The sequence below is a fragment of the Haloarcula laminariae genome (genome assembly GCF_025457605.1).
GTDB lineage: Archaea > Halobacteriota > Halobacteria > Halobacteriales > Haloarculaceae > Haloarcula > Haloarcula laminariae.
On sequence record NZ_JAMZFY010000002.1, the window covers coordinates 749,712 to 772,735 of the forward strand.

22 protein-coding genes are annotated in these 23,024 nt (G+C 68.1%); 11 read left to right on the forward strand and 11 right to left on the reverse strand.

Annotation, left to right across the window (positions count from 1 at the left end; translation table 11 throughout):
* Window positions 1-77: 77 nt before the first annotated feature.
* The 3 genes from NJQ98_RS15455 to NJQ98_RS15465 all read right to left on the reverse strand — a co-directional run bounded on the left by NJQ98_RS15455 (window position 78) and on the right by NJQ98_RS15465 (window position 6,741).
* The gene (locus tag NJQ98_RS15455) at window positions 78-2,588 is read right to left on the reverse strand and encodes an efflux RND transporter permease subunit (RefSeq protein WP_262180291.1); all 2,511 of its coding nucleotides are present in this window, start codon (window positions 2,586-2,588) and stop codon (window positions 78-80) included.
* Window positions 2,589-2,673: 85 nt separating this feature from the next.
* The gene (locus NJQ98_RS15460; protein ID WP_262180293.1) at window positions 2,674-5,151 is read right to left on the reverse strand and encodes an efflux RND transporter permease subunit; all 2,478 of its coding nucleotides are present in this window, start codon (window positions 5,149-5,151) and stop codon (window positions 2,674-2,676) included.
* 6 nt (window positions 5,152-5,157) lie between these two features.
* A complete protein-coding gene (locus tag NJQ98_RS15465) occupies window positions 5,158-6,741 on the reverse strand; it encodes a COG1361 S-layer family protein (RefSeq protein WP_262180295.1) in 1,584 nt (527 codons plus the stop codon).
* A gap of 276 nt (window positions 6,742-7,017) precedes the next feature.
* On the opposite strand from NJQ98_RS15465, the gene NJQ98_RS15470 reads away from it, so the two are divergent.
* The 3 genes from NJQ98_RS15470 to NJQ98_RS15480 all read left to right on the forward strand — a co-directional run bounded on the left by NJQ98_RS15470 (window position 7,018) and on the right by NJQ98_RS15480 (window position 9,324).
* Window positions 7,018-7,191, forward strand: a complete 174-nt coding sequence (locus tag NJQ98_RS15470; RefSeq protein WP_262180297.1) for a hypothetical protein — start codon at window positions 7,018-7,020, stop codon at window positions 7,189-7,191.
* A gap of 2 nt (window positions 7,192-7,193) precedes the next feature.
* Window positions 7,194-8,318 carry a DUF7973 family transport facilitator gene (locus tag NJQ98_RS15475; protein ID WP_262180299.1) on the forward strand — a complete coding sequence of 375 codons (1,125 nt, stop codon included), beginning with the start codon at window positions 7,194-7,196 and terminating at the stop codon, window positions 8,316-8,318.
* Window positions 8,319-8,547: 229 nt separating this feature from the next.
* Complete coding sequence (locus tag NJQ98_RS15480) at window positions 8,548-9,324, forward strand: TetR/AcrR family transcriptional regulator (protein ID WP_262180301.1); 777 nt, start codon at window positions 8,548-8,550, stop codon at window positions 9,322-9,324.
* A 68-nt stretch (window positions 9,325-9,392) separates the two neighbouring features.
* On the opposite strand, the gene NJQ98_RS15485 is transcribed toward NJQ98_RS15480, so the two are convergent.
* Window positions 9,393-9,971 (reverse strand): response regulator, encoded by a 579-nt coding sequence (locus NJQ98_RS15485; protein WP_262180303.1) that lies wholly within the window; start codon window positions 9,969-9,971, stop codon window positions 9,393-9,395.
* A gap of 117 nt (window positions 9,972-10,088) precedes the next feature.
* Between NJQ98_RS15485 and NJQ98_RS15490 the strand changes: the two genes are divergently transcribed.
* The gene (locus NJQ98_RS15490) at window positions 10,089-10,694 is read left to right on the forward strand and encodes a hypothetical protein (RefSeq protein WP_262180305.1); all 606 of its coding nucleotides are present in this window, start codon (window positions 10,089-10,091) and stop codon (window positions 10,692-10,694) included.
* On the opposite strand, the gene NJQ98_RS15495 is transcribed toward NJQ98_RS15490, so the two are convergent.
* Entirely contained in the window at window positions 10,695-11,270 is a 576-nt protein-coding gene (locus tag NJQ98_RS15495) for a response regulator (protein WP_262180307.1), read from the reverse strand.
* A gap of 128 nt (window positions 11,271-11,398) precedes the next feature.
* Here NJQ98_RS15495 and NJQ98_RS15500 point away from each other — a divergent pair, with 128 nt between their 5' ends.
* Entirely contained in the window at window positions 11,399-11,686 is a 288-nt protein-coding gene (locus tag NJQ98_RS15500; protein ID WP_262180309.1) for a DUF8006 family protein, read from the forward strand.
* Here the strand turns inward: NJQ98_RS15500 and NJQ98_RS15505 are convergent, their stop codons facing one another.
* The gene (locus NJQ98_RS15505; protein ID WP_262180310.1) at window positions 11,687-12,538 is read right to left on the reverse strand and encodes an NAD(+)/NADH kinase; all 852 of its coding nucleotides are present in this window, start codon (window positions 12,536-12,538) and stop codon (window positions 11,687-11,689) included.
* A 106-nt stretch (window positions 12,539-12,644) separates the two neighbouring features.
* Here NJQ98_RS15505 and NJQ98_RS15510 point away from each other — a divergent pair, with 106 nt between their 5' ends.
* Together NJQ98_RS15510 and NJQ98_RS15515 are read left to right on the forward strand one after the other, a co-directional pair.
* Entirely contained in the window at window positions 12,645-13,787 is a 1,143-nt protein-coding gene (locus NJQ98_RS15510; protein WP_262180312.1) for a KaiC domain-containing protein, read from the forward strand.
* A 72-nt stretch (window positions 13,788-13,859) separates the two neighbouring features.
* The gene (locus NJQ98_RS15515; RefSeq protein ID WP_262180313.1) at window positions 13,860-14,303 is read left to right on the forward strand and encodes a universal stress protein; all 444 of its coding nucleotides are present in this window, start codon (window positions 13,860-13,862) and stop codon (window positions 14,301-14,303) included.
* Between the two features lie 62 nt (window positions 14,304-14,365).
* Here the strand turns inward: NJQ98_RS15515 and NJQ98_RS15520 are convergent, their stop codons facing one another.
* Both NJQ98_RS15520 and NJQ98_RS15525 read right to left on the reverse strand, forming a co-directional pair.
* Complete coding sequence (locus NJQ98_RS15520; protein ID WP_262180315.1) at window positions 14,366-14,797, reverse strand: universal stress protein; 432 nt, start codon at window positions 14,795-14,797, stop codon at window positions 14,366-14,368.
* Between the two features lie 131 nt (window positions 14,798-14,928).
* Complete coding sequence (locus NJQ98_RS15525) at window positions 14,929-16,743, reverse strand: ATP-binding protein (protein ID WP_262180317.1); 1,815 nt, start codon at window positions 16,741-16,743, stop codon at window positions 14,929-14,931.
* Window positions 16,744-16,832: 89 nt separating this feature from the next.
* Between NJQ98_RS15525 and NJQ98_RS15530 the strand changes: the two genes are divergently transcribed.
* The gene (locus NJQ98_RS15530) at window positions 16,833-17,624 is read left to right on the forward strand and encodes an endonuclease/exonuclease/phosphatase family protein (protein WP_262180318.1); all 792 of its coding nucleotides are present in this window, start codon (window positions 16,833-16,835) and stop codon (window positions 17,622-17,624) included.
* Between the two features lie 55 nt (window positions 17,625-17,679).
* A complete protein-coding gene (locus NJQ98_RS15535; RefSeq protein ID WP_262180320.1) occupies window positions 17,680-18,012 on the forward strand; it encodes a DUF7113 family protein in 333 nt (110 codons plus the stop codon).
* Here the strand turns inward: NJQ98_RS15535 and NJQ98_RS15540 are convergent.
* A complete protein-coding gene (locus NJQ98_RS15540; RefSeq protein ID WP_262180322.1) occupies window positions 18,009-19,259 on the reverse strand; it encodes a DNA double-strand break repair nuclease NurA in 1,251 nt (416 codons plus the stop codon). The two genes, NJQ98_RS15535 and NJQ98_RS15540, sit on opposite strands and share 4 nt — an antisense overlap.
* A gap of 126 nt (window positions 19,260-19,385) precedes the next feature.
* On the opposite strand from NJQ98_RS15540, the gene NJQ98_RS19090 reads away from it, so the two are divergent.
* Complete coding sequence (locus tag NJQ98_RS19090; RefSeq protein WP_262180323.1) at window positions 19,386-20,300, forward strand: sodium:calcium antiporter; 915 nt, start codon at window positions 19,386-19,388, stop codon at window positions 20,298-20,300.
* Here the strand turns inward: NJQ98_RS19090 and NJQ98_RS15550 are convergent, their stop codons facing one another.
* The gene (locus NJQ98_RS15550; RefSeq protein WP_262180325.1) at window positions 20,301-20,690 is read right to left on the reverse strand and encodes a DUF7522 family protein; all 390 of its coding nucleotides are present in this window, start codon (window positions 20,688-20,690) and stop codon (window positions 20,301-20,303) included.
* A gap of 120 nt (window positions 20,691-20,810) precedes the next feature.
* Here NJQ98_RS15550 and gpmI point away from each other — a divergent pair, with 120 nt between their 5' ends.
* Entirely contained in the window at window positions 20,811-22,370 is a 1,560-nt protein-coding gene (gene gpmI / locus NJQ98_RS15555; protein ID WP_262180327.1) for a 2,3-bisphosphoglycerate-independent phosphoglycerate mutase, read from the forward strand.
* Here gpmI and NJQ98_RS15560 read toward each other — a convergent pair whose 3' ends face one another.
* Window positions 22,371-23,024 carry an RNA 2'-phosphotransferase gene (locus NJQ98_RS15560; RefSeq protein ID WP_262180329.1) on the reverse strand — a complete coding sequence of 218 codons (654 nt, stop codon included), beginning with the start codon at window positions 23,022-23,024 and terminating at the stop codon, window positions 22,371-22,373.

Below are 23,024 nucleotides of genomic sequence, written 5' to 3' on the forward strand. Positions count from 1 at the left end.
TGATAAAGGCATCCGCGCCGTGTTCGCTCCGAGCACGACCGCCGCGGCCGCTCCGGTGGCCGATGGGTTCCCGACAGCTAGTCGTCGTCGCCCGGAGCGGGGCTCCGGCGGCGCCCGAAGCCGGGGAGGCCGCTGAGGCCGGGCCAGACGTTGGTCGCGCGGTGCCAGAGCACCAGCACCGACGGGAGGACCAGCAGGGAGGTAAAGAAGGCATAGATGATAGACAGCGCCGTCAGGATGCCGAACTGACCGATGGCGGGGAAGACGGCGAGCGCGAGGACGCCGATGCCGAAGACGGTCGTCAGCATGCTGCCAAGCAGCGCGCCCCCGGTGCCACGCACCGTGCGGTCCAGCGCGGTCACGAGGTCGTGGTGGTGGTGCTCGTCGGCGAAGCGGTGGACGACGTGGACGGAGTAGTCCACCCCCAGCCCGATAGTCAGGGCCAGCATCGTCCCCGTGATGGCGTTGAGCGGGATGCCCAGATACCGCATCGTCCCGGCGAGCAGGGCGACGGTGACGACGACGGGGACGATGTTCACGAGGCCCAGCGAGGCCCGACCCTCGATGACCCAGTAGATGAACACCAGGAAGACGGCGGTCCCGGAGAGGGCGATGGCCAGCGAGACGATGGCGGACTCGAAGATGACGTCCGAGACGGCCTGGAAGACGACGGTGCTGCCCGTCGCCGTCGCCTCGAAGCGGAACCGGTCGGCGACGTCCCGCGCGTCGCTGGTCACCTCGCCGTCGCCGGCGTCGGCCTCGACCTCGTAGGTGATGCGGGCGCTCCGGTAGTCCTCGGTGATGTAGTTGAGCGCGGCGTCGCGCGAGGAGGACGACAGCAGGTAGTCGTATATCTCCCCGAGGTCGTCGTCGGGGACGCCGTTGTCGTTGTGGTCGTTGCGGGACACGAGCGCCCGGAACTGCGGGTCACGCTCGGCACGGTCCCGAACGACGGTGACAATCGAGCTCGACTTCGCCCGGCCGTCCTCGCGGACGAACGACTCCGGCGGGTCGTCGCCGGCCCGATATATCTGTTCGAGGGCGTCGTCCTGACGCATCGGCCCTTCGACGTACACCGTCACCCCACCGCCCTGTGTCGTGGTGAACCGCTCCTCAAGGAAGTTCGTCGTCCCGGTGACGGTGTACTCGCTGGGCGCGAACGGCTCGGGCAGTGACTCTATCCAGTCGGGGTTGTCCTCGGGCGGGAGGAAGTCGTCCTGGGAGAACGACGTCGAGATGTCGGTCGCGTACACCCCGGCCCCGGCAGTCACGACCAGCGTCACGAGCAGGAAGGCGACGGGGGCGCGCTCGGCGATGACGACGCCGCCCCGCAACACGCCGCTGAGACGGGACCCCTCGGAGCCCAGCGGGTTCTGGCTGAAGGTGGGAATCGGGTACTCCTCGCGCAGGCGGTCCAGTTCGACTTTCGCGGCGGGGAGGAAGACCCCGAAGATGAGGAAGGTGAAGATGATGCCGACGGCGGCGACGTAGCCGAAGTCGCGGATGGGCGGGAGGTCACTGGAGAGGTTCGCAAGGAAGCCGATGACGGTCGTCCCGGTGACGATACCGAAAGCGACCAGTAGCTGGTCGGTCGTGACGCGCATCGACTGACCGATGTCGGTCCCGCCGTCGCGCTCCTCGCGGTAGCGGTTGACGGCGTGGATGCCGAAGTCGATGCCGACCGCCAGCAACAGCGGGGGCACCGCGATGAGCATCTGGGAGAAGGGGATGCCGGCGAGGCCCATGAAGCCGAACGTCCAGACGATGGCCATAAAGAGGGCGCCCAGCCCCAGCGCCATGTCGGCCAGGTCGCGGTAGGCGATAGCGAGGAAGAAGAGGATGAACAGTATCGCGGCGGGGACCGTCAGAATCAGCGAGTCGGCGACGACGTTGGAGAACTCGTCGGCGAGGATGCCCGACCCGAACACCGTAATCGACCCTTGGCCCGTCGCCTCGACGGTGAACTCGGCCTGGCGCTGGATGTCGGTCAGCGGGCTGGTCCCGCCCTGCCCCGACCCCGAGGAGAGCCCGGCCGGCAGTTCGTGGGTGACGACGCCGATGGTGGCGGACGCCGACGCCGACTTGCGGTTGAAGTCGTTGCTGAGCAGCGCGGTAAACTGCGGGTCGTCGGCGGCCCGGCGGACGGCGGCGTCTATCTCGCTGTCGGTGGCCCGCTCGACGGTCCGTATCTGCGCCTCCGTCGTCGTCGCGTTCGCGTTCAGTTCCCGGGCGACGATAGCGGCCGCGCTCGACGTCGAAGTCACCCTGAGGCCGTCGTGTTCCTCCAGGGACTCCTGTGTCCGGAGCATCCGCAACATCGCGGGTCTGCTGAGTACGTTCGACTCCTCCTGGATGAGCTGGGTGCTCCCGGTGTCCGCCGAGAAGGCGGGTGAGAACTCGGTGTTGACCTGGTCGAAGGCCTCCTCGGCCGGCAGCCCGGTCGTGAACTGCTGGGTGCCGGCGTTCGTCGAGATGTTGCCCAGCCCGGCGCTGAACACCAGGGTCACGACCAGGAAGGCCAGGACGACTTTCCGGGAGTCATCCACGATGCGGTCGTCGGCCCAGTCGATGTATCGTTGGTAGTTCATCTGGTTCGTTCGCTTCCGGCGGTGTCGGTGGTGCGATCGGTACGTTCTGGGTTGGGGGCGGACGTGGATAAACGCCGCCACGCGGTCATTTGTCGCCCTCCGTCGCCGCCTTCGCGGGCCGCTGGTCCGTTGTCACGCCGGGCTCGTCGGTCCACGGGAAGATGGTGTCGGCGACGGTGCCGCTGGCCCCGTCGTACCGGCGGAGCCGGTCCCAGACCACGAGCACCGACGGGAGGATGAACATCGACGCCAGATAGGCGTAGACGACCGACAGCGCCGTCAGGAGCCCGAAGTTCCCGATGACCGGGTTCAGCGCGAGCACCAGCACGCCGATACCGCCGACGGTCGTCAGCATGCTGCCCGTCAGCGCGCCCCCGGTGCCGACGACGGTCCGTCGCAGCGCGGGTTCCAGCGCCATACTCTCCCGCTCGTCGGCGAAGCGGTGGACGACGTGGACGGCGTAGTCTGTCCCCAGCCCGACGGTGATGGCGAGGATGCTCCCGTTGATGGCGTTGAAGTCGATGCCGACGAACCGCATCGTGGCGACGAGGGCGACGACGGCCACCGCGATGGGGATGATGTTCGCGACGCCGAGACTGGGTTTCCCTTCGAGGACCCAGTAGATGCCGACCAGGAACAGCGACGACCCGACGAGCGTTATCAGCAGGCTCTGGATGACCGTATCGAGGATGAGCGCCCCGGCCGCGTTGAACACGATGGCGATACCGGTCGGCGAGGCGTCCGCGCGGTAGTTGCCCGCCACCTCGTCGCCGGCGGCCGCTATCTCGGCGTTCGTCGCGGTGCCGTCGGCCGTGTAGATGACCTGCGTGCTCCGGCGGTCCTCGCTGAGGAACTGGTCCAGCTGGCCGCTCTCGGCGAGCGCGTCGTATATCACCGGGAGGTTGTCGTCGGGGATGCCGTTGTCGTTGTGGTCGTTGCGGGACACGAGCGCCCGGAACTGCGGGTCCTGCTCGGCGCGGTCCCGGACGAGCGTCACGAGGCTCGTGACCTCCGCTTCGCGGCCCTCGCCCTCTATCTCGTCGGGCGGGTTCCGGCTGGCCCGGTTGAGCGACTCCAGGGCGTCGTCCCGGCGCAGGTCCCCCTCGACGTAGACGATTACCTGTTCCTCCTGGTCGAAGTGCCGGTCACGCAGGTTGCGGTTCTCGATAGACTGGAACGACTCGGGCGGCGCGAGCGGGCCGAGATACTGGAGGAAGTCGGGGGTCTCCTCGGCCGGCTGGAGGTCCTCGGCGTCGAACTCGGTGCTGACGCCGGTCGCGTACCCGCCGACGACGGTCGTACTGACGAGCACGACTAGCAGGAAGATGACGGGGGTCCGCTTGGCGATTGAGACGCCGCCCGAGAGCAGTCGTCCGAACGCCGAGTCCTCGGAACCGAGCGGTTCCTGGCTGAACGTCGGGACCGGGTAGCGCTCCCGCAGGCGGTCGATGTACACCTTCGCGGCCGGGAGGAATATCCCGAAGATGAGGAACGTGAAGACGATGCCGACGGCGGCGACCAGCCCGAAGTCCCGGTTGGGCGGGAACGCGCTCACCAGGTTCGAGAGGAAGCCGATGACCGTCGTCCCGGTGACGATGCCGAAGGCGACGAGCACCTGTCTGTTGGTCACGTCCATCGCGTCGACGATGTCCCGCCCCTCGGCGCGGGCCTCGCGGTAGCGGTTGACGACGTGGATGCCGAAGTCGATACCGACCGCTATCAACAGCGGCGGTACCGACACCAGCAGGGGGTTGAACGGGATGTCGGCGAACCCGATGAAGCCGAACGTCCAGATGAGCGCCATCACGATGGCGACGACGCCCAGCGCGAGGTCGACGAGGTCGCGGTAGGCGATGAGCAGGAACGTGACGATGAGGACAAACGCCGCCGGCAACACGATGCCCAGCGACGTGGTGATGGTGTTCGGCGTGCTCCCGAGTACGCGGATGTCACCGCCGACGGTGCCGACGATGTCCCTGGCTCTTTCCTCCCGGTTGTCTATCTCGGCGGCGTCGTGTGTCACGGTCGATTCGGTCACCGAGGCCGACGCGGCCTCCCGGTTGAAGTCCTCGCTGACCGACGAGGTGAACCCGGGGTTGGTCTCGGCGGTCGTCCGGACGGCCTGGGCCACCTCGCGTTCGGTCGCCCCTTCGAGAACCGTTAGCTGTGCGCCCAGCGTCGTGGCGTCGGGGTCGAGCGTTCGCGCGACCTGTCTCGCCGGCGAACTCGTCTCGGAGACGCGCATGCCGTCGGCGTCGGCGAGCCGCTCCTGTGCCCGCAACGACTGCACCAGCGACTGCTTCGACAGCGCGTTGTCGTCCTGCTGGAGCAGCGTCGTCGTGGTCGTCGACTCGCCGAAGGAGGCGCCGAAGTCCCGCTGGATGTCCTGGAACGTCTCGTAGGAGTCCAAGTCCTCGATGAACTGCTGTTGGCCCGTCTCGGTCTCTATCGCGCTCAGGCCACCGGTAAAGGCGACCGTGACGACCAGGAACAGGAGGACGATTCGACCGGGCGAGGTCGCGATGCGCTCGTTTACCCAGTCGATGTAACGCTGGTGGCCCATCCGTGGCTACCGGAACCGCATGTACCCACCCACGGCCAGCACCAGGACGAGCACGACGCCGCCGATGACCAGCAGCGGCAGGCCGCCGCCGTCGTTCGGTTCGGTGACCTTTATCTCTTCCCGGTAGGTGTCGGAGATGCTCGAGTCACCGTCGGGTTCCTCGTAGCGGAAGTCCAGGGAGATGGGGTACCCTTTCTGAAGCGCGCTCCCCTCCGCGCTGACGCTGAAGGTAATCGTCTCGGACTCGCCGGGTTCGAGTTCGTCGATATACGCTTCGTCGTCGTCGGCGCTGATGGGCGAGGAGGTGAACACCTTCGCGGTGATGTCCGAGAAGGTCTGGTTGCGCGTGTTCGTCACCGTGACCTGGATGTTGCCGGACTGGCCGACGCCGATGGTGGTGTTGGCCGAGTCGACGCTGAACTCGTCCTGGCTCGGCCGAACCTGCGCCTGCGCTTCGAGGGTGTCGCTCTCCGCGCGGTCGCCCTCGCTGTTCCGGTAGCTGGCGACGAAGTCGAACTGCTTTGTCCCCGCCTCGGCGCTGTCGGTGGCGTCGACGGTGAAGCTCACGTCAGTCGAGTCGCCGGGCGCTAGGTCCCCGACCGCGACCTGTGTCTCCTGTGGCGAGAGGTCGCTCTTGTCGCTGGCCCAGTTGATGACGACGTTGTCGACGGCGCGTGGCCCGTCGTTCGTCACGGTTGCGGCGACGGTCCCCTCTTCGCCGGCTCTGAGCGAGCTCTCGACCCCGGAGAGCGAGAAGGTCTGCTCGGGGTCGGGCGTGACACTCACCGAGCTGGTGGCTGACTCCTTGCGGACCCCGTCGGGGTTGTCGAAGGCGACCGAGAGCTGGAACGGATAGCTCTCGACCTGGGCGTCGTCGGTCGCGGCGATGTCGTACCGGAACGTCCGGCTCTCGCCCGGTGCCCACGAGTCGACCGAACGGGTGCTCTCGGTCCGCTCGCCGAACGTCAGCTCCCCGTTCTGGCTCGCCAGCGTGACGTCGCTGTTGTTCGCGGCGGTCTGTCCGGTGTTTTCGACGGTGACGGCGACGGTCCCGCTGGAACCGACCTGCGCGTTCGAGTCGACGTTCGTCACGTCGAAGGTGGCGTCGTCGCTGACGGTGACGGTGACGGTGCGGGTCCGCGTGACGCTGCTTTGCTGTCGCACGCCGTCCGAAATCTGGCTGTAGTAGTCGTAGCTCAGCTCCACCGGCACGTTGTAGGTGCCGGGCTCGGCGTTCTCGTCGACGCTGATGTCGAAACTCGTCGTGGTCGGCGATCCCGTCGGGAGGCTCCCGAGCGACCGCGTGCCGGTCGTAACCGATATCGGAGCCTTGCCGTCTTCGATGTCGACGGTCAGCCCGCGGGCGGTCGTCACCTCGCTGTTCAGGGACGGGTTCTGCTGGTCACCGATGTCCAGGTCGCCCTTGTTGACGAGCACTACCTCGAGCGTGCCCTCCTCGCCTGCGGCGACGGTGTCGTCCTGCAGTGTCGCGGTGATGTCCGGGCTCCCCCTGGTGACAGCGGTGGCGGTTCCGGCGGCGAGCACGAGCGCGGCAGCGACCAGTAACATCGCGAGTGAGCGTTTTTTCATTGATAGCGGATAGGGCAGTCTCGGGGGTCGTTCTACAGCGACCGACGGTCCCCCCGCGGTTCGTCGGCCTCCGAATTTGAGCGGCTACTCAGTCAGCTAAAACTCAGGCGCAATTCACTAATTAGCCTTGTGATTTCTCACGTCCACACCGCCGTTTCAGCGGGTCGACGGTTCGACCCGGCGTCTGCCGGCACCGAGGTCCTACCCTAACGTTAATGTACTAAACGAACGTTCGTTCGTCCACGTGGCCGAACGAACGTTCGGCTACTGGACACAATGATAGTAGACACACACGCCGGCGCGAACACGTACGAGAAGCACGCACAGACTCATCCCGAGCCCGTCGGGGTCGAACACGGCACGATAGGTAGCCGGGAAAGCACCGAGGACGTCGTCACGACCGGTCTCGACGGGGCCGCTCACGAACGGCCCGAGGACGGGGGTGACTGACGATGGCGCTCATCTGGGGGTTCGAGGCCGCCCAGCTCGCCGCCCTGCTCATCTGTGGGTTCGCCGGCGGGGCCTTCGGCGCCGCTATCGGCGCGCTCCCGGCGTTCTGTTTCACCGGCTTCATGGTGCTCGTCGGCGAGGCCGGCAACGTTCTGGGTATCACCGCCGCCGCCGACGGCGCGGCCAACGCCGCCGGCTTCGCCATCTCGGGCGGCGGTGTCACCGGCAGTCTCGCCTTTGGCCCGGTCTTCGGGCCCCACGTCGCCTTCGCGGGCGGTGTCGCGGCGGCGGCCTACGCCGCGAAGAACGACGGGATGCCCGAACCGGACGAGGGCGAATACCACCCCGCGAAGGACATCGCCTACGCGCTGGGTACCCGCCCCGACATCCTCGCCGTCGGCGGCGTCTTCGGCGTCCTCGGCGTCGCCTTCCGGTGGACCTCCCAGGCGACGCTGGTCCTGCCTGTCGACCCGCCCGCGGTCGGCGTCATCGGCACCGCCGTCGTCGCGCGCCTCGTCTTCGGCTACCCGCTCATCGGCTCGGCACGCGGCAGCGGCCTGCTGGACATGTCGCCGTTCGAGAACGGGACGATGCGGACCGCCACCGACGGCGGTGAGGTCCGGACCGACGGCGGCGCGGCGGAGTCCTACCGGCTCGCCGTCGAGCCGTGGCTCCCCCACCAGTACAAGTGGTCCGGCGTCGCGATGCTCGGTCTCGTCGCCGGCATCCTCGGGGGGTACATCGGCATCATCACCGGCAGCCCCGTGCTGGCGTTCGGTGTCTCCGCGGCGAGCCTGCTGTTTCTCAACCTCGGCGTGGCGAAGTTCCCGGTGACCCACCACATGACCCTGCCCGGGAGCTTCCTGGCGATAATGCTCACCACGCCCGCGAGCGAGACGTCTGCGTCGCTGGCCGGCTTCTCCGACCCGGTCGCCCTCCTCGCCGCGGGCGCTATCGGCGCCCTGGGGGCGCTCGTCGGCGAGGCGGTCCAGCGTGTCTTCTACGCGCACTCGGACACCCACTTCGACCCGCCTGCGGCCGCCATCATCGTGACGACGCTGCTGCTGGGACTGCTGTCCTACGCCGGCCTCCTGGCGGGCATCGGCAACATCCCCGGCACGGTGTGAGCGGCTCCGTGACGCACAGCTGACCGACCGACCCTTTCCGCACACAATGTCACCCGACCACCAACCGACGTGCCCATGACAGCGACGCCTCTCCGAACGCGGACGGACCGCCGACACCGTCACCAGTCGGGGGATATCGGGGCCCGACGCCCGTCCGCTCGCCCGCCCGTTCACCGCTCCCGGCCCCCATCACGAAAGTATTTCACTGTCAGTGGAATAAGGCATGAACATGGCCGGTGACGTTGCGTTCGGTGGCGAGGCCGCCGATACGCGCGAGAAGATAATGCACGCCACCTACGCCGCGCTCCGGAAACACGGCTACGCGGGCATCTCCATCTCCAGGCTCGCAGCGGAGGCCGACCTCTCGAAGTCCTCGTTTTACCACCACTTCGACGGGAAAGACGACATCCTGCTGTCCTTCGCGGAGTACACCATCGAGGAGTTCAACCGCGGGTTCGATACCGAGTCCACCGGGGACCCGATAGAGGACCTCTACGCGTTTCTCAACATCCTCGTCGGCGTCCACCCGACGGAACGGGACTCGCGCGATGCCGTCGAGCGGATGGGTATCTGGCTGGAGCTTCGCTCCCAGGCTATCCACGACTCGGCCTTCCGGGAGCAGTTCACGGAGACCACCGACAGGTACATCGAACAGCTCACCGGGATTATCGAGGCCGGCGTGGAACAGGGGGCCTTCCGGGACGTGGACGCGGAGCAGACCGCGATATTTCTGCTGACAACCGTCGAGGGCGTGTTCGTGACCGCGACGACGCGGACCGACGACCTCCGGCCGGTCATCTGGGAGGCGATGGAGGCGTACATCGACTCCCACCTCATCAGCGACAGCGTCCGGCCCGTGGAGGGGTACCAGTTCGGCGACACCGCCAATTCGCGGGACAGCCGTCCGAGCCGCTGGACCGCCCGACGACCGACCGGCCAGCCGTACGCCTCCCGGGACACGCTGGAGAAGAACCTGCGCGAGCCCGGCGACGACGGCACTGAGTAGCCGGTCGCCGGCGCTCGGTTCGCGCTGCTCGCGGTCTGGTGCTTCCCGTCGCCGGTCTCACCGCGGCATCAGTCGCCGCTGCGCTCGATGGACCTGTAGGTCTCGTAGATGGTCTCGAACTCGTCCAGCTCGTCCCGGAGCGCGTTTTCGAGCTCCTCGGCCCGCGCTTCCAGCGCCGCGTACTCCCTGCTGTCCGCGAGCCCCTCGGCGGACCGCTGTGCCTCCAGCACCTGTAGCTTCGACGTTATCTGGAAGAACTCGTTCAGCCGGTCGTCCCCGTCTCGCCCGCCCAGGTGCTGTTCCAGCGTCGAGAGCAGCAACTCCCCGTCGACGGGTTTCTGGAGGTAGTCGTCGAAGTCCATCTCGATGATGTTGAGGTCCGGGTCGACGGCGGTCAGCATGATGACGACGCCCTCGTACCCCCGGTCCCGGAGCCTGGTCAGGACCTCGTCGCCGTGGCAGTCCGGCATCCGGCGGTCGAGCAGTATCGCGTCGACGCCCGGACCGGCCCGTTCGAGCGCCTCCTCGCCGCCGTGGGCGACACTGGTCTCGTAGGTCGTTCCGATTCTGAGCGCCTGTGTCTCAGCCACGTCGGGCTCGTCGTCGACCACGAGGACGTGCGCCCGCCGGTCCGTATCGTGTGGCACCGGTCGTCATTGTGCCCGCAGGAAGTTACCTCTTTGCGAGGAACCATCCCGAGCGTCGCCAGTCCCGCCACTCCGTCCCGAAAGAAGTTAACAGATGGGCTGCCGACTCCCACTCGAATGAGCGAGCAGTCAGACAGGGGGGCCGGCGGGAGCCCGCAGCTCGGTAGCCTCCTGACTGTCGTCGGGTGGATTGCGGTCGGGGCGGTGTCGCTCGCCATCGGGCTGGCCGTGCTCGATACCGTCGTCGTACTGCCTTTCTCCCGGGAGGTGGCCGTCGGGCTCGGCCTCGCGCTGGGCGGCGGCGTCGGCGGTGTCGCCCGGCTCTTCCGGCCCGGCGCCCTCGCCGAATCGCCCGACCAGACGATGACGGTCGATGTCGACACCGACGCCTCGGAGACGCCGACGCCCGAGCCGGCGGACCTCTTCGCCGGTCACCCGGACCCCGTGCTGTACTACGCGGCCGAGGGCCACGGGCCGGTCGTTCGGGCGGTCAACACGGCGTTCGGCGAGACCTTCGACGTCCCGACCGACCGGCTCGAAGACACCCCGCTTCCTGAGGCCCTCCTGGTGACCGGCGAGGAGACGGTCGACGCCGAGGCGGTCACGGCCGGTGGGCTCGACCGCATCGTCGACTGCGAGACGACGGTCGGGACCGCACGGTTCCGGCTCAGAACGGTGGCGAACGGCGAGACCGGCTATCTGCTGTACACGCCGCAGAACTAGTCAGCTCGGCCGGCGCGTGATGTCCTGGAACGCGGTGTCGATATCCTCGAAGTCCGAGAGCGCGTCGTCCATCTCCGCCTGGAGCGTCTCGGCCCGCCGTTCGAGCGACTCGACGCCCTCGTTGCCGTCGAGCGTCTGGGCCGTCTTCTCCCCTTTCAGCAGGGCGAGTTTCGACGTGACCTCCAGATACTCCGTGAGCCGGTCGTCGTACCGCCTGGCGGCGAGTTGCTGGTCGATGGCAGCCACCAGGTCCGCCTTCTCGACGGGCTTGCAGAGGTAGTCGTCGAAGGGCATGTCGATGATGTCGAAGTCGGGGTCCACCGCCGTTATCATGATGACCCGCGTCGAGATATCCCGGTCCCGTATCTCCTCTAACACCTCGTCGCCGCCGATGTCCGGCATCCGCCGGTCGAGCAACACCACGTCGATTTCGTCGTCCAGCCTGTCGAGTGCGGCCCCGCCCCCGTAGGCCGTCTCCGTCTCGTACCGGTCGCGGAGGCGCAACGCGTAGACGTCAGCCACCTCCGCCTCGTCGTCGACGACGAGGACGGTTGCGTCCGCAGTAGACTCTGACACAGTAGTCTATACTGTCACGAGCGGGCATATAATTATTGTGTGGCGAGCGATTCCGGCCCGTCAGCCGGTCTTCACGAGGCACGTAACGGAACTTTAAAGATTGCGTCACGGCCAGATTGATAGTAGGAATGCTCGCGCCACCGCTGCAAGTCATCGACAGCTTTCTGCTGAACTACACCATCGGTGATGTCCTGTTGCTCGGGTTCGTCCTCGGTGCCGTCGGCATCCTGCCGACGCGCTCGCTCAAGACGCTGGGCCTCCACACCGTCTCAATCGGCGTGTTGTTGCTGTTGTTGCCCTCGTCGATGCTGGCACCGAACGCCGGTAGTCTGCTCACGTCGTCTTTCGCGTACAAACTGGTCGGGCTCGTGCTGCTGGCGCTCGCGCCGGTTATCTACTCCGTCGGACGGAAGTAACTACCCCAGTTTCTCCAGGGCGGTGAAGAAATCGAGCGGTGGGCCGGCCAGCCGAATCGGCTCGCTCGCCCGCGTCACTGTCACTTGCTCGGGCGGCGATAGCTCCGCTCTGATGCGGCCGTCGCTGACGACACACCCTTCGTCGGTGGCCGAGACCGACACCGTCACGTCGCTGTCGACGTCGGCGACGAGCGGCGGCATCCCGTCGGCCTGTGCCATCCCCGAGATGACGATGCCCCCCACTGCGGGGTGGACGAGCGGCCCGCCCTCGCTCAGGTTGTAGGCGGTAGAGCCCGTCGGCGTCGCGACCAGCACGCCGTCGGCGTGGCCGCTGGTGTACAGCGAGCCGTCGATACGGACCTCGAACTCGGCGCCGCCGCCGCTCCCGCGGTGCGAGCCCTGGACGACCACTTCGTTGAGCGCGGGCGACAGCCCCCAGCCGTCGCCCGTCGCCCGCAGCCGGGGCATCGCCCTGGTCCGTGCGCTGCCGGTCCGCTGGATGTGTTCGACCTCGGCGACGACCGTCTCGACGGCCTCCTCGGGCGCCAGCGCGTTCAGGAACCCGACTTCGCCCAGGTTGACGCCCATGATGGGGGTCGAGCCGGCGCCCCGGGCCGCATAGAGGAAGGTCCCGTCGCCCCCGATGCTGACGACCAGGTCACACGCCCGCATCTCCTCGACCGGCCGCGTCAGCGGCGTGGCGGCGTCCCAGGCCTCGTGGTCCGACAGCGCTCCGCCAGTGGTCTCGTCGACGGCGACCGTCGCCGAGACGTCGTGGAGCCGGTCGGTCAGCGTGCTCGCGAGCGCCATCGCTCGGTCGTTGTCCCGCTGTGCGACGATACCGACAGTCATTGGGGGCGGTTCCCGCCGGGCGACCATAAACCCTCCACGACGGCAAGCTTATATTCGTCCCCAAGAGTTTGGAAGCCATGGCTGTCTGTGGCCGGTGGTCGCGCGAATGAGCGACGGCGAGGACGACCGCGACGACGACTGGTTCGAGAGCGCGTTCGAGGACGACTCGGACGGGTCCGGCGACGGGGCCGACGACCCCGACAGCGACGCGGACAGTGAGACGCCGTTCGCGAACGAGGACGACGGCGGTGACAGCCCCTTCGACGATGGTGGGAGCAGTCCGTTCGACGACGAGGGCGGTGACAGCCCATTTGACGACGACAGCGGTGGCAGTCCTTTTGACGACGATGGCGGTGGCAGTCCTTTTGATGACGACGGCGGAAGCCCCTTTGACGACGACGCCGGTGACAGCCCCTTCGACGATGACGGCAGCGAGTCCGGCTCGGACGACGGCGGGAGCCTCTTCGGCGACGACTTCGCGACGGCGTTCGAGTCCGCCGGCAGCCCCGGCGGCGGCTCGGGGACCGAGTTCGAGGAGGAGGACTTCGACTCCGACATCCCCCGCATCGACGTGGGTATCGAGGGGTTAGACCGGATGATACAGGGCGGAATCCCGCGCCGCCACCTCATCGTCTCCATCGGCTCGGCGGGGACCGGGAAGACCACTTTCGGCCTGCAGTTTCTCCACCACGGGCTGGAGAACGGCGAGAACTGCGTCTTCATCACGCTCGAACAGTCCCACGCGGCTATCATGGACACCGCCAACGACCGCGACTGGGAGTTCGACAAGTACGAGGACAACGACCAGCTGGCCGTCGTCGACCTGGACCCGGTCGAGATGGCAAACAGCCTCGACAACATCCGCGGCGAGCTCCCCGGACTCATCGAGGACTTCGACGCCGACCGCCTCGTCCTCGACTCCGTCTCCCTGCTGGAGATGATGTACGACAACCCCGCCAACCGGCGCACCGAGGTGTTCGATTTCACCCGGTCGCTGAAGGCCGCCGGCGTCACGACGATGCTCACCTCCGAGGCCAGCGAGGACAACCCCTACGCCTCCCGGCACGGCATCATCGAGTATCTGACCGACGCCGTCTTCGTTCTCCAGTACGTCCGCTCGGAGACCCGCGAGACCCGCCTCGCCGTCGAGATACAGAAGATACGCAACGCCAACCACTCACGCGAGACCAAACCCTACGAGATAACGATGGACGGCATCAGCGTCTACCAGCAGGCCAACATCTTCTGAGGCTGGTGGACACGGCCATCGAGACGTTTGTCGAAACTACCATTTATTTGGCCCACCGGCGAACTCCCGGGCATGACCTTGCTCGTCCCATTCGACGGTTCGGAGCTCTCGGAAGCCGCCCTCGAACGCGCAACTGAGTTCGCGGAGTTCACCGGCGAGGACGTGCTCGCGTTGACCGTCGTGCCCGACCAGCCGGAGTACGCCCTCTCGCGGAACTGGGTCGACGCCGAGGAGCCGTTCGACCCCGGGGCGGTCGCCGAGCGGTTCCGCGAGCGCGTCGCCGACATCGCTCCCGAGGCCGAGTTCCGCTACGAGGTCCCCGAGGACGTGAGTTCGATGGCCTCCATCACGACCGACGTGACCCGGACCATCCGCGCGGTCGCCCACGATGTCGGCGCCTCCGTCGTCTTCATCGGTAGCGAGAACGCAGGTCGCGTCTCCTCGCCGGTGTCGAGCGTGGGCGCGCCCGTCTCCGAGGACCCTGGGTACGACGTCTACATCATCAGGCACGCGTGAGCGCGGCAGTCCAGCCGGCCTCGGCACGCCCAAGTCGGCAATCCAGCTCTTTTCCGTCCCGCTTATCGCACGACAGTCACCGGAACGTTCGCCCGCCGGACGACGGTTTCGGCGACGCTGCCGAGCAGGATGCGGGACATCCCCGACCGGCCGTGGCTCCCCATCACGAGCTGGTCGATGTCGTTGTCGTCGGCGTAGTCGACGATGGCCGTGGTCGGCCGGCCGACCTCGATGACCGTCTCGACGGTCTCGACGCCGGCCTCGCGGACGACGGCCTCCAGCTCGTCGAACCGCTCTCGGGCCTCCGTCTGTCGCTGCTCGTACCACTCCTCCGAGAAGGAGGGGACCGACGCCTGTGCGCTGTAGCCGGCCTCGGCGGGGTTGATGACGTGTAAGAGTACTATCGCGTCGTCGGGGAAGGTCTCGGCCGCGAACTCGGTGGCCGTTCTGGCCTGGTCCGAGCCGTCGACCGGGACGAGGATTCGTCTGCTCATACGTACCATGGCAGTACCGCCGGGCTTGAATGTTCGGCCGAGGGGCTCACTCGCTCGGCGTTTCGGTGTACACTCTCACTCCGTTCGCCACAGCTCCGCGGGTCGCTATCCGAGCTGGTGACCAAACCTCGCTAATCCCGGCCGTGTCGCGTCACACACGTCGAGAGCCCGATGAGTTCGACCGGTTCGGAGTTGTCCGGCGAGTAGACGACCCGCTGGCCCTTCTCCATGTAGGGCACCTTCGATTCGAGGTTGCTGGGGATGTTCACGGCCTTGATAGCGTCCTCGTCGCCGAGGTTCAGGACCATCGTCGTGTTTATCTGCTTGAACACGGGGTCGGCGATGTCCTGTGGGTCCTGCGTGATGAGATAGAGGCCCAGCCGCTCCTTGCGGCCCTGCTTGGCCGCTTCGGTGAACTTCCCGATGACCTTCCGGCCCTGAACGCTGTCGGCGTCGGTGAGGAAGTTGTGTGCCTCGTCCATCCCCAGGACGAGCGGCGTCTCCTTGATGCGGTCGTAGGCGGGGTCGTTCGAGAGCTTCTGGTCGATGAGCAGGCTCGACACGGCCAGGACGATAGTCGAGGCCGTCCGCGAATCGGTGATGTGGTAGGTGGGAATCACGGTCAGCCCGCCGGCCCGCACCAGCTGGGATATCTGGTCGGTGATGGGGCGGGCGTCCTGGTCGAAGACGCCGCCGAAGCCCCGGACCCGGCGTTTCACGGCGTCGAAGGTGGCCTCGTGGATGTCGCCGGTCTCGTCGAGTTCCTCCTTGAGCGCGGGGTCGGAGAGGAAGGTCGTGAACTGGTCGTAGGTGCCGCCCCGGCCGAACTCCCGCTTGAACCGCGGGAGCAGGGTGTTGACCAGCGCGCCGTACTGGTTGTCGTTGAGGCTGGAGCCGGCGATGAGCCACGGGTTCGAGTGGACAAGCGAGAAGGGGATGGTGAACTCGACCTGTTCGGCGCGGTGGTGGCTGGCGCTGTAGTCGGCGCCGGCGACCTTCGGCACGAAGGCGATGGTGTCGTCGTGGCCGCCGGTCTTGACGCCCTCGCGCTCACAGCGGCGGGCGAACTCCTCGTCCAGCTTCGGGTTGTCGTCGTGCATCTGGGCGTACTCGTCCTGGGGGTCGAACTGGACGACGGCGAGTTCCGGCGTGCGGCCGTCACCCATCTCGTAGGTCCGCCCGAGATACTGCCGGAGGACGTTCTTCGAGCTGTGGGTCTTCCCGGAGCCGGTGCCGCCCGCGACCAGCGTGTGCCGGAAGACGAGCGGGTCGCCCGACTCGTAGTCGTCTTTCAGCCGGTAGTCGATGGTCGGAGGGCGGGCCCCGGTCCTGACCTTCTCGCCGCCGACCGAGAGGTGACCCAGGAAGACGCCGTCCTCGGGAATCTTCAGCCCGGTCTTTATCTCCGATTTGTCCGTCGCCTCGCGGACGACGGTCTCGGGCTTGGGGACGCGGTCGGTCATCCGGCGCTTGAGTTCGTCGCCGTCCTGGTAGAGGACCGCGATGGGGTCCAGCGACGCCATGAACTTGAAGTCCTGCTCGTCGATGCCGGACTCCCGCATCGCGCGCCGGGCGTGTATCTCGGTGGCGTCGTCGGCGCGGAACTCCTGGGCGTACTCCAGGGCGGAGATGCGACAGAACAGGCGCTCGCCGTCGGGGTAGGGGACCAGGAGGTACTTCCCGAGGCGGACCCGCGAGCGGTTCTGGACGGTGACGTAGGCCCGGAGGTTGCACTCGTCGTCGTCCTCGCTGATGCGGAGCCCGTCGGCCGCCGAGAGGACGCCCAGCCCGCTGTCGCTCCCGGCCGGCGCCACGTCCACGTCCTGGAAGTCGTCGTCCGTGGCGGACTGGGCGTCCCCGCTGGCCCCGCTGTCGGCGCTCGCGGGCGACTCGTCGCTGTCATCGCCCCCGCCGTCGAAGTCAGTGAAATCCCCGAGGTCGGACATACAGCCACCCACGGTAGCCGGGGATTAACACCTTTCCCCGGCGCGGCGGAAGTGGAACGCTTACCCTTCTGGCCCACAGACCGACCCACATGAACCCGGTGCGGCTGATGTCGTTCAACGTTCGGTACGACACCGCCATCGACGGGCGCCACAACTGGGCCCATCGGCGGCGGCTGGTAGCCGACACCATCCGGTATCACGACCCGGACGTGGTGGGCGTCCAAGAGGCGATGACCCACCAGCTCCGGGAGCTGGAGACCATGCTCCCGGGCTACGAGTGGGTCGGCGACGCCCGCGATACGGTCGCACCGAGCGGGGAACACACCGCCGTCGGCTACCGGCGCGACCGTTTCAGCGGGCTGGGGACCGACACGTTCTGGCTCTCGGAGACGCCCGAGGCGGCCAACTCCGTCGGCTGGGACGCCCGCCACCCGCGGGTCGCGACCTGGGTCCGCCTGCGCGAGGCCGGGACCGACCGCGCGCTGGTCGTGCTGAATACCCATCTCGACCACCACGGCGAGCGCGCCCGCCGGGAGGGTATCGAACTGGCCCTGTCCCGACTCGCCGGGCTCGTCGACGACGAGGCGGTCGTCGTCTGCGGGGACTTCAACTGCGTCGTCGGCGGGCCGGCCCACGCCGCCGCCACCGGCTACGACCTGGGCGGCGGGCGCCGGCTCCGCGACAGCCGCGAGCTGGTGTCGAGCCGTCACGGGCCGACGACGACCCGGACCGACTTCGAGGACCTGCTGCCGGGGATGGGCATCGACCACGTCTTCGTCAGCGACGACGCCGCGGTCACCGGCTGGTCGGCCGTCACCGACCGGGACGACGACCACTACGCCTCCGACCACCTCCCGGTCGTGGTTGACTGCGAGTTCTGAGACCGGGCTATCCGAGGGAGTGACGCTTTTGCCGCTCGGAGGCCTACTCTCGGCTATGTTACTCGTTTCCGGCACTGCCGGCGAGGCGGGCCTGACCGGGACGCTGTACGAACCCGGCGAGGAGCCGCCGTCGTACCGCGGCGCGCCGGAGGAGGGGGCGCCGTACGTCTGGGTGTGCGATGCCTTCTACGAGGTCGAGAGCGGCGGGAAACCACAGACTATCGGCGACCGGACACTCCGCATCGCCTTCGAGTCGCCGGCGCCCCGCGGCTTTCCGGACCAAGCGGCGGCGCTGTCGGCCGCGAAAGACCACGTCCGAACCCAGTTCGCCCGGCTGGGCGTCCCCGAAAGCGAGGTCGACATTACCGTAGAGCGGCCCGACGGCTAGAACTTCTCCTCGATGGCGCCCCACCGGAGGTCGTTGTAGGAGGCGTCCCGGTCCATCCCGAACTCCCGCTCGATTCGGCGGGTGAGCTCCTCGCTGCCCTGGCGGTCGATGCTGGCGAGTTCGTCGGCCTTCGAGACCGCCAGCGGCGGCCCCTGTTCGGCGGCCACGTCGTGTAACAGCTGGCGCGTGAGCCGGTCCCGCCGCTCCGGGTCCCGCGTGAACGCGTAGGGCGCCTCCACCCGGAAGACGAGGTCCGTCCGCGGGTCGTAGACGACGAAGAAGGTCACCTCGTAGGCCTCGGGGTCGAGTTCGCGGTCGATGCCCAGCGCGTCGCCGTCGGCGGCCAGCATGCCGTCGGTGCCCGCCCGCGAGCGGAACCAGTTAGTGCAGGTCAGCGCGTCCGTCAGTCGCTCGCCGTCGTCCCGGCGTTCGAGCACGTGCCGGAAGAATGCGCTGTCGCTGTTCCAGGGCGCCGCCGTCTTCTTGCGGACGACGCGGGTCAGCGGTTTGCGCGAGGAGGTCTTCACGAACCCGACCAGGGGGATGTCACGCTCGACGAACCGCTCGACGAGTTCGACGTAGTTGCCCACGACGGACTTCGGTCGGTCGTCCTCGGCCAGCAGGTCGGCGAGTTCGCTGTCGCGGTCGGCCCACCGGAGCAGGCCGGTGGGGTAGATTGGGCCGTCGAGGACGAACAAATCATCGACGGCGTCGGCGTTCAACAGCGCGTGTTCGCTCTCGGCCAGATACAGCGCCAGCGCGTGGACGACCCGCTGTTCGAAGCGGTCGACTTGCGGGGCGTCGAGCACCCGGCGGCGGGCGTAGCCGCGGTCGTCGGCCCGCCACTCGTCGTCGAAGGCGAGCGTCGCGTCGTTCGAGTGGACCGCCATGATGATGGTCCGGCCGCGGTGGAGCTCCACGTCCGAGGGGGTCGCGCTCATCGCGGCCTGGGCCACGTCCAGTACCAGCCCGTTCTTGAACGTCGTGGGGTTGATGGTCCCCGAATCCAGCCCGTGCTGGGTCGGGAACGGCGGGTCCGCCAGGGCGATGTCCTCGATTGGGACCTTCCGGCGGCGTTGCTCGCCCAGCGGGGCGAGTATCTCGCGGCCGTCGGTGTCGTACAGCGGGTCCAGAAACGACGCCCACACGTCCTCGGCGGCGGCCCCCTGGTCGCTCGTCTCGACGGTCGCTCCCACCTGTCCGGCCAGCTGGGCGATACCGTCGACGTGCACCGGGTCCAGCGTCATGTGCGAGGGTTCGCCGGTGGCGGCATAACTCTGGTGGGCTGGGGAAACAGTTAGGGGTGTCCTGTCGCTACGCGGACACAGTGCTGTCGAAACTGCGCCCGCGCCGTCCCGCCGGAGGCGACTGACGTGGTCGTCTTCGACGTGCTCTACGTCGGCGTCTCGGTCGTCGCGCTGTGGTTCGGCGCCGACCAGTTCGTCACCGGCGCCTCGCGGGTCGCCCGCCGGCTCGGCGTCCCGGGGCTCGTCGTCGGGCTCACCGTCGTCGCCTTCGGCACCTCGGCCCCGGAGTTCGCGGTGACGATAGACGCCGCACTGGCCGGCCAGTCGGACATCTCAGTGGCCAACGTCGTCGGCTCCAATATCCTGAACCTGGGGTTCATCCTCGGCGGCGTCGCCCTGGTCCGGGCCATGGCGATGTCCCGGACCCTCGTGGCCCGCGACGGCCTCCTGCTCGTGGGCTCGACCGCGGTCCTGCTGGCCGTCGCCGCCGACGGCCGCCTCTCCGCCGTCGAGGGCGCGGTGCTGTTCGCGTCGCTGCTCGCGTACCTGCTCGTGCTCTCCCGGGCCGGCTCGACCGACGCGGAGACGGCGGCCGACCCGTTTCACCCGCCCGACGCCGGTCGGCTGCTCGTCGGCCTCGCGCTGGTCGTCGGCGGCGGGCACCTGCTTGTGGTCTCCGCCGTCGACATCGCCCGGGTCGCCGGTGTCTCCGAGTGGGTCATCGGGCTCACTATCGTCGCCGCGGGCACCTCGCTGCCGGAGTTTGCCACCTCGCTGGCCGCCGCCAGGGCCGGCCGGACCGGCATCTCCGCGGGGAACCTGGTCGGTAGCTGTATCTTCAACGTCCTCGGTGTGCTGGGGCTGGCCGCGCTCGTCCGGCCCCTCGCCGTCTCCCCGGCCGGCGTCGAGGGAGCGGCGTGGCTGCTGGGAACCACCGTGCTGGTCGTCGTGTTGTTCTACACCGAAGAAACGCTCACTCGGCTAGAGGGTGGCTTGCTGGTCGTCCTGAACGCCGCGAACTGGCTCCTGAACCTGCTGTGACTACTCCTTGGTCGACTCGCGCAGGAGCCGCTCGATGGCCTCGGCTATCTCCTCGTAGGAGCCCATCGAGAGGCCGTCGGTGGTGATGAGGACGCCCTGTCGGTCCGTGGTCGCCCGGAGCAGGTAGCCGTTCTCGAAGGCCCGGACGGTGAACCGGTAGTCGCCGAGCTCGGACTCCTGGTAGGCGTTCTTCGTCTGTTTGTACCCCTGCCACTCGTGGCCGACGAAGTCGTTGAGGTCCGCGTCCCGCTGCAGATCGTCCCGCAGATAGAGTTGCTCGAAGTTCGCCCGCGTGAAGTAGGTCACGGACCGCAGCGAATCGCCAGTCGCTGTCCGCGCTGTTGTGACGATGCTGTCGGCCAGATCGTCCGAGAGGATGTTACGCGTCATGCCGGAAAGGTGACGGGCCACCCTCTTAACCTCCGGGTTCCAGCTATCGAAGGTGAGAGCCGGTCCCCCGAGACCCTCCGGACCGAAGGGCTATTACCCCGCTCGTGAGACCGTCCGAATATGCAAGTCGGGCTCGTAATCCTCGACGGCTGGGGGCTGAATCCGGACGAGAACGCACGGGACGCCGTGGCCGCGGCCGAGACACCGAACTTCGACCGGTACCGCGAGGCCGGCGCGGACTCGACGCTTACGACCCACGGCCGCCGGGTCGGACTGCCGGAGGGCCAGATGGGCAACAGCGAGGTCGGCCACCTCAACATCGGCGCCGGGCGCGTGGTCAAGCAGGACTCGGCTCGGGTCTCCGACGCCGTCGCCCGCTCGCGCGGCAACAGCCCGCCGGACGCCGACGACCAGGACCCGCCCTTCTTCGAGAACGAGGAGCTGCTGTCGGCGTTCGACTACGCCGAGACCAACGACGGGAAAGTCCACTTCATGGGGCTGGTCTCGGACGGCGGCGTCCACTCCTATCAGGACCACCTCCACGCGCTCATCGAACTCGCCGACGAGCGCGGGACCGAGGCCGTGACCCACGCCTTCACCGACGGCCGTGACACCTCGCCCAAGGGCGGCGAGGGGTACCTCTCGGAGCTTTCCGCCCACGCCGAGACACACGGTACCGGCCACGTCGCGACGGTGACGGGTCGGTACTACGCGATGGACCGCGACCAGAACTGGGAGCGGACCCGCCGGGCCTACGACGCCGTCGTCGACGCCGAGGGGGACCACAGCGTCGACACCGCCGTCGCCGCGGCCACCGAGTCCTACGCCCGCGACACCACCGACGAGTTCATCGAGCCGACCGTCGTCGGCGACTACGAGGGAATGGACGACGGCGACGCCGCTATCTTCTTCAACTTCCGGTCGGACCGCGCCCGCCAGCTCTCCCGGATGCTCGCGGACATCCGCCCCGACGCCTGGGGGGCCGACACCGAGCCGCCCACGGTTCGGCTGGTAACGATGACCCAGTACGACAGCACGTTCGACCTCCCCGTCGCCTTCCCGCCCAACCAGCCCGCCGACACCTACGGCGAGGTGCTCTCGGCGGCCGGCCTGACGCAGTTACGGCTGGCCGAGTCCGAGAAGTACCCCCACGTCACCTACTTCCTCAACGGCGGCCGCGAGGTCGAGTTCGAGGGCGAGCGCCGGGAAATCGTCCGGAGCCCCGACGTGCCCACGTACGACCTCCAGCCGGAGATGAGCGCCCCCGGTGTGACCGACAAAGCGCTCGAAGTCATCGACTCCGACGACCCCGACGCGCTCGTCCTGAACTACGCCAACCCCGACATGGTGGGCCACACCGGCGACTTCGACGCCGCCGTCGAGGCCGTCGAAGCCGTCGACGAACAACTGGGCCGGCTGGTCGAGGCCATCCACGGCGCCGGCGGCCACGTCCTCGTCTGTGCCGACCACGGCAACGCCGACGACATGGGCACCGAGGACGACCCCCACACCGCCCACACGACGAACCCGGTACCGTTCATCTACGTCGCGCCGGACGGGACCGCGGCCGGCCTGCGCGCCCGCGACGGCGGCACGCTCGCGGACCTCGCGCCGACCATGCTGGAGCTCATCGACGTGGACCGGCCCGAGGCGATGACCGGCGAGCCGCTGGTCGAGTAATCAGCCGTCGCTTTTGCTGAGATACCGCGACGGCACGCGGTCCGTCGTGTACGTCGCCTCGCCACGTTTGGCGATGTCGCGGCCGTCCCGCTCCATCGCCGCGGCGTCGACTTCGAGAATCACGGGGTCGCTGGCGTGGCGACTGCCCACCGCTCGGGCCGTCTCGACGCTCGCCGAGAGGTGGACCCGCTGGCGGTTCATCGGGCGGAGCCCCTCGGCGAAAATCGAATCGAGGTCGCGGGGCGCGGTGCCGTGATAGAGCGTCTCCGGTACCGGACCGCCGTCGTCCTCGATGGTCACGTCGACCGAGTGGCCGTAGGCCGCCCGCACGCGGTCGGGCTCGTCACTGGTTCCGGGGTCCCGCTCGAACCGGCCCTTCGGGTCCGTCGCCACGACGGCGGTGACGGTCGCCCGGTCGGCCCACCCGTATTTCGACTCGACGGCGTCGACGAGGTCGGGAAACGGCGTCCAGCCCGCCCCGTCGAGCGCCACACCGGCGTCGTCCGGGAAGTGCCGCAGCGCGCCCGACATGAACTTCGAGAGCTGTCGGCGCCGGCTCCCGTCGATGACCCGCTCGCCGACCGCCCCACAGCGCGGGCACTCGCCGCCCTCGAAGAAGCCGTGGTCGCTACACCGTCGAACGTTCTCGGGCAT

Excerpts from the sequence above, each read along its gene's own strand:
- NJQ98_RS15550 (WP_262180325.1), bottom strand. The coding sequence starts at position 20,690 with ATGACGCGTAACATCCTCTCGGACGATCTGGCCGACAGCATCGTCACA.
- NJQ98_RS15560 (WP_262180329.1), bottom strand. The coding sequence starts at position 23,024 with ATGCCCGAGAACGTTCGACGGTGTAGCGACCACGGCTTCTTCGAGGGC.
- NJQ98_RS15470 (WP_262180297.1), top strand. The coding sequence starts at position 7,018 with ATGATAGTAGACACACACGCCGGCGCGAACACGTACGAGAAGCACGCA.
- gpmI (WP_262180327.1), top strand. The coding sequence starts at position 20,811 with ATGCAAGTCGGGCTCGTAATCCTCGACGGCTGGGGGCTGAATCCGGAC.
- NJQ98_RS15500 (WP_262180309.1), top strand. The coding sequence starts at position 11,399 with ATGCTCGCGCCACCGCTGCAAGTCATCGACAGCTTTCTGCTGAACTAC.
- NJQ98_RS15465 (WP_262180295.1), bottom strand. The coding sequence starts at position 6,741 with ATGAAAAAACGCTCACTCGCGATGTTACTGGTCGCTGCCGCGCTCGTG.
- NJQ98_RS15475 (WP_262180299.1), top strand. The coding sequence starts at position 7,194 with ATGGCGCTCATCTGGGGGTTCGAGGCCGCCCAGCTCGCCGCCCTGCTC.
- NJQ98_RS15505 (WP_262180310.1), bottom strand. The coding sequence starts at position 12,538 with ATGACTGTCGGTATCGTCGCACAGCGGGACAACGACCGAGCGATGGCG.
- NJQ98_RS15530 (WP_262180318.1), top strand. The coding sequence starts at position 16,833 with ATGAACCCGGTGCGGCTGATGTCGTTCAACGTTCGGTACGACACCGCC.
- NJQ98_RS15535 (WP_262180320.1), top strand. The coding sequence starts at position 17,680 with ATGTTACTCGTTTCCGGCACTGCCGGCGAGGCGGGCCTGACCGGGACG.
- NJQ98_RS15520 (WP_262180315.1), bottom strand. The coding sequence starts at position 14,797 with ATGAGCAGACGAATCCTCGTCCCGGTCGACGGCTCGGACCAGGCCAGA.
- NJQ98_RS15510 (WP_262180312.1), top strand. The coding sequence starts at position 12,645 with ATGAGCGACGGCGAGGACGACCGCGACGACGACTGGTTCGAGAGCGCG.
- NJQ98_RS15515 (WP_262180313.1), top strand. The coding sequence starts at position 13,860 with ATGACCTTGCTCGTCCCATTCGACGGTTCGGAGCTCTCGGAAGCCGCC.
- NJQ98_RS15525 (WP_262180317.1), bottom strand. The coding sequence starts at position 16,743 with ATGTCCGACCTCGGGGATTTCACTGACTTCGACGGCGGGGGCGATGAC.
- NJQ98_RS15540 (WP_262180322.1), bottom strand. The coding sequence starts at position 19,259 with ATGACGCTGGACCCGGTGCACGTCGACGGTATCGCCCAGCTGGCCGGA.
- NJQ98_RS15480 (WP_262180301.1), top strand. The coding sequence starts at position 8,548 with ATGGCCGGTGACGTTGCGTTCGGTGGCGAGGCCGCCGATACGCGCGAG.
- NJQ98_RS15455 (WP_262180291.1), bottom strand. The coding sequence starts at position 2,588 with ATGAACTACCAACGATACATCGACTGGGCCGACGACCGCATCGTGGAT.
- NJQ98_RS15490 (WP_262180305.1), top strand. The coding sequence starts at position 10,089 with ATGAGCGAGCAGTCAGACAGGGGGGCCGGCGGGAGCCCGCAGCTCGGT.
- NJQ98_RS15460 (WP_262180293.1), bottom strand. The coding sequence starts at position 5,151 with ATGGGCCACCAGCGTTACATCGACTGGGTAAACGAGCGCATCGCGACC.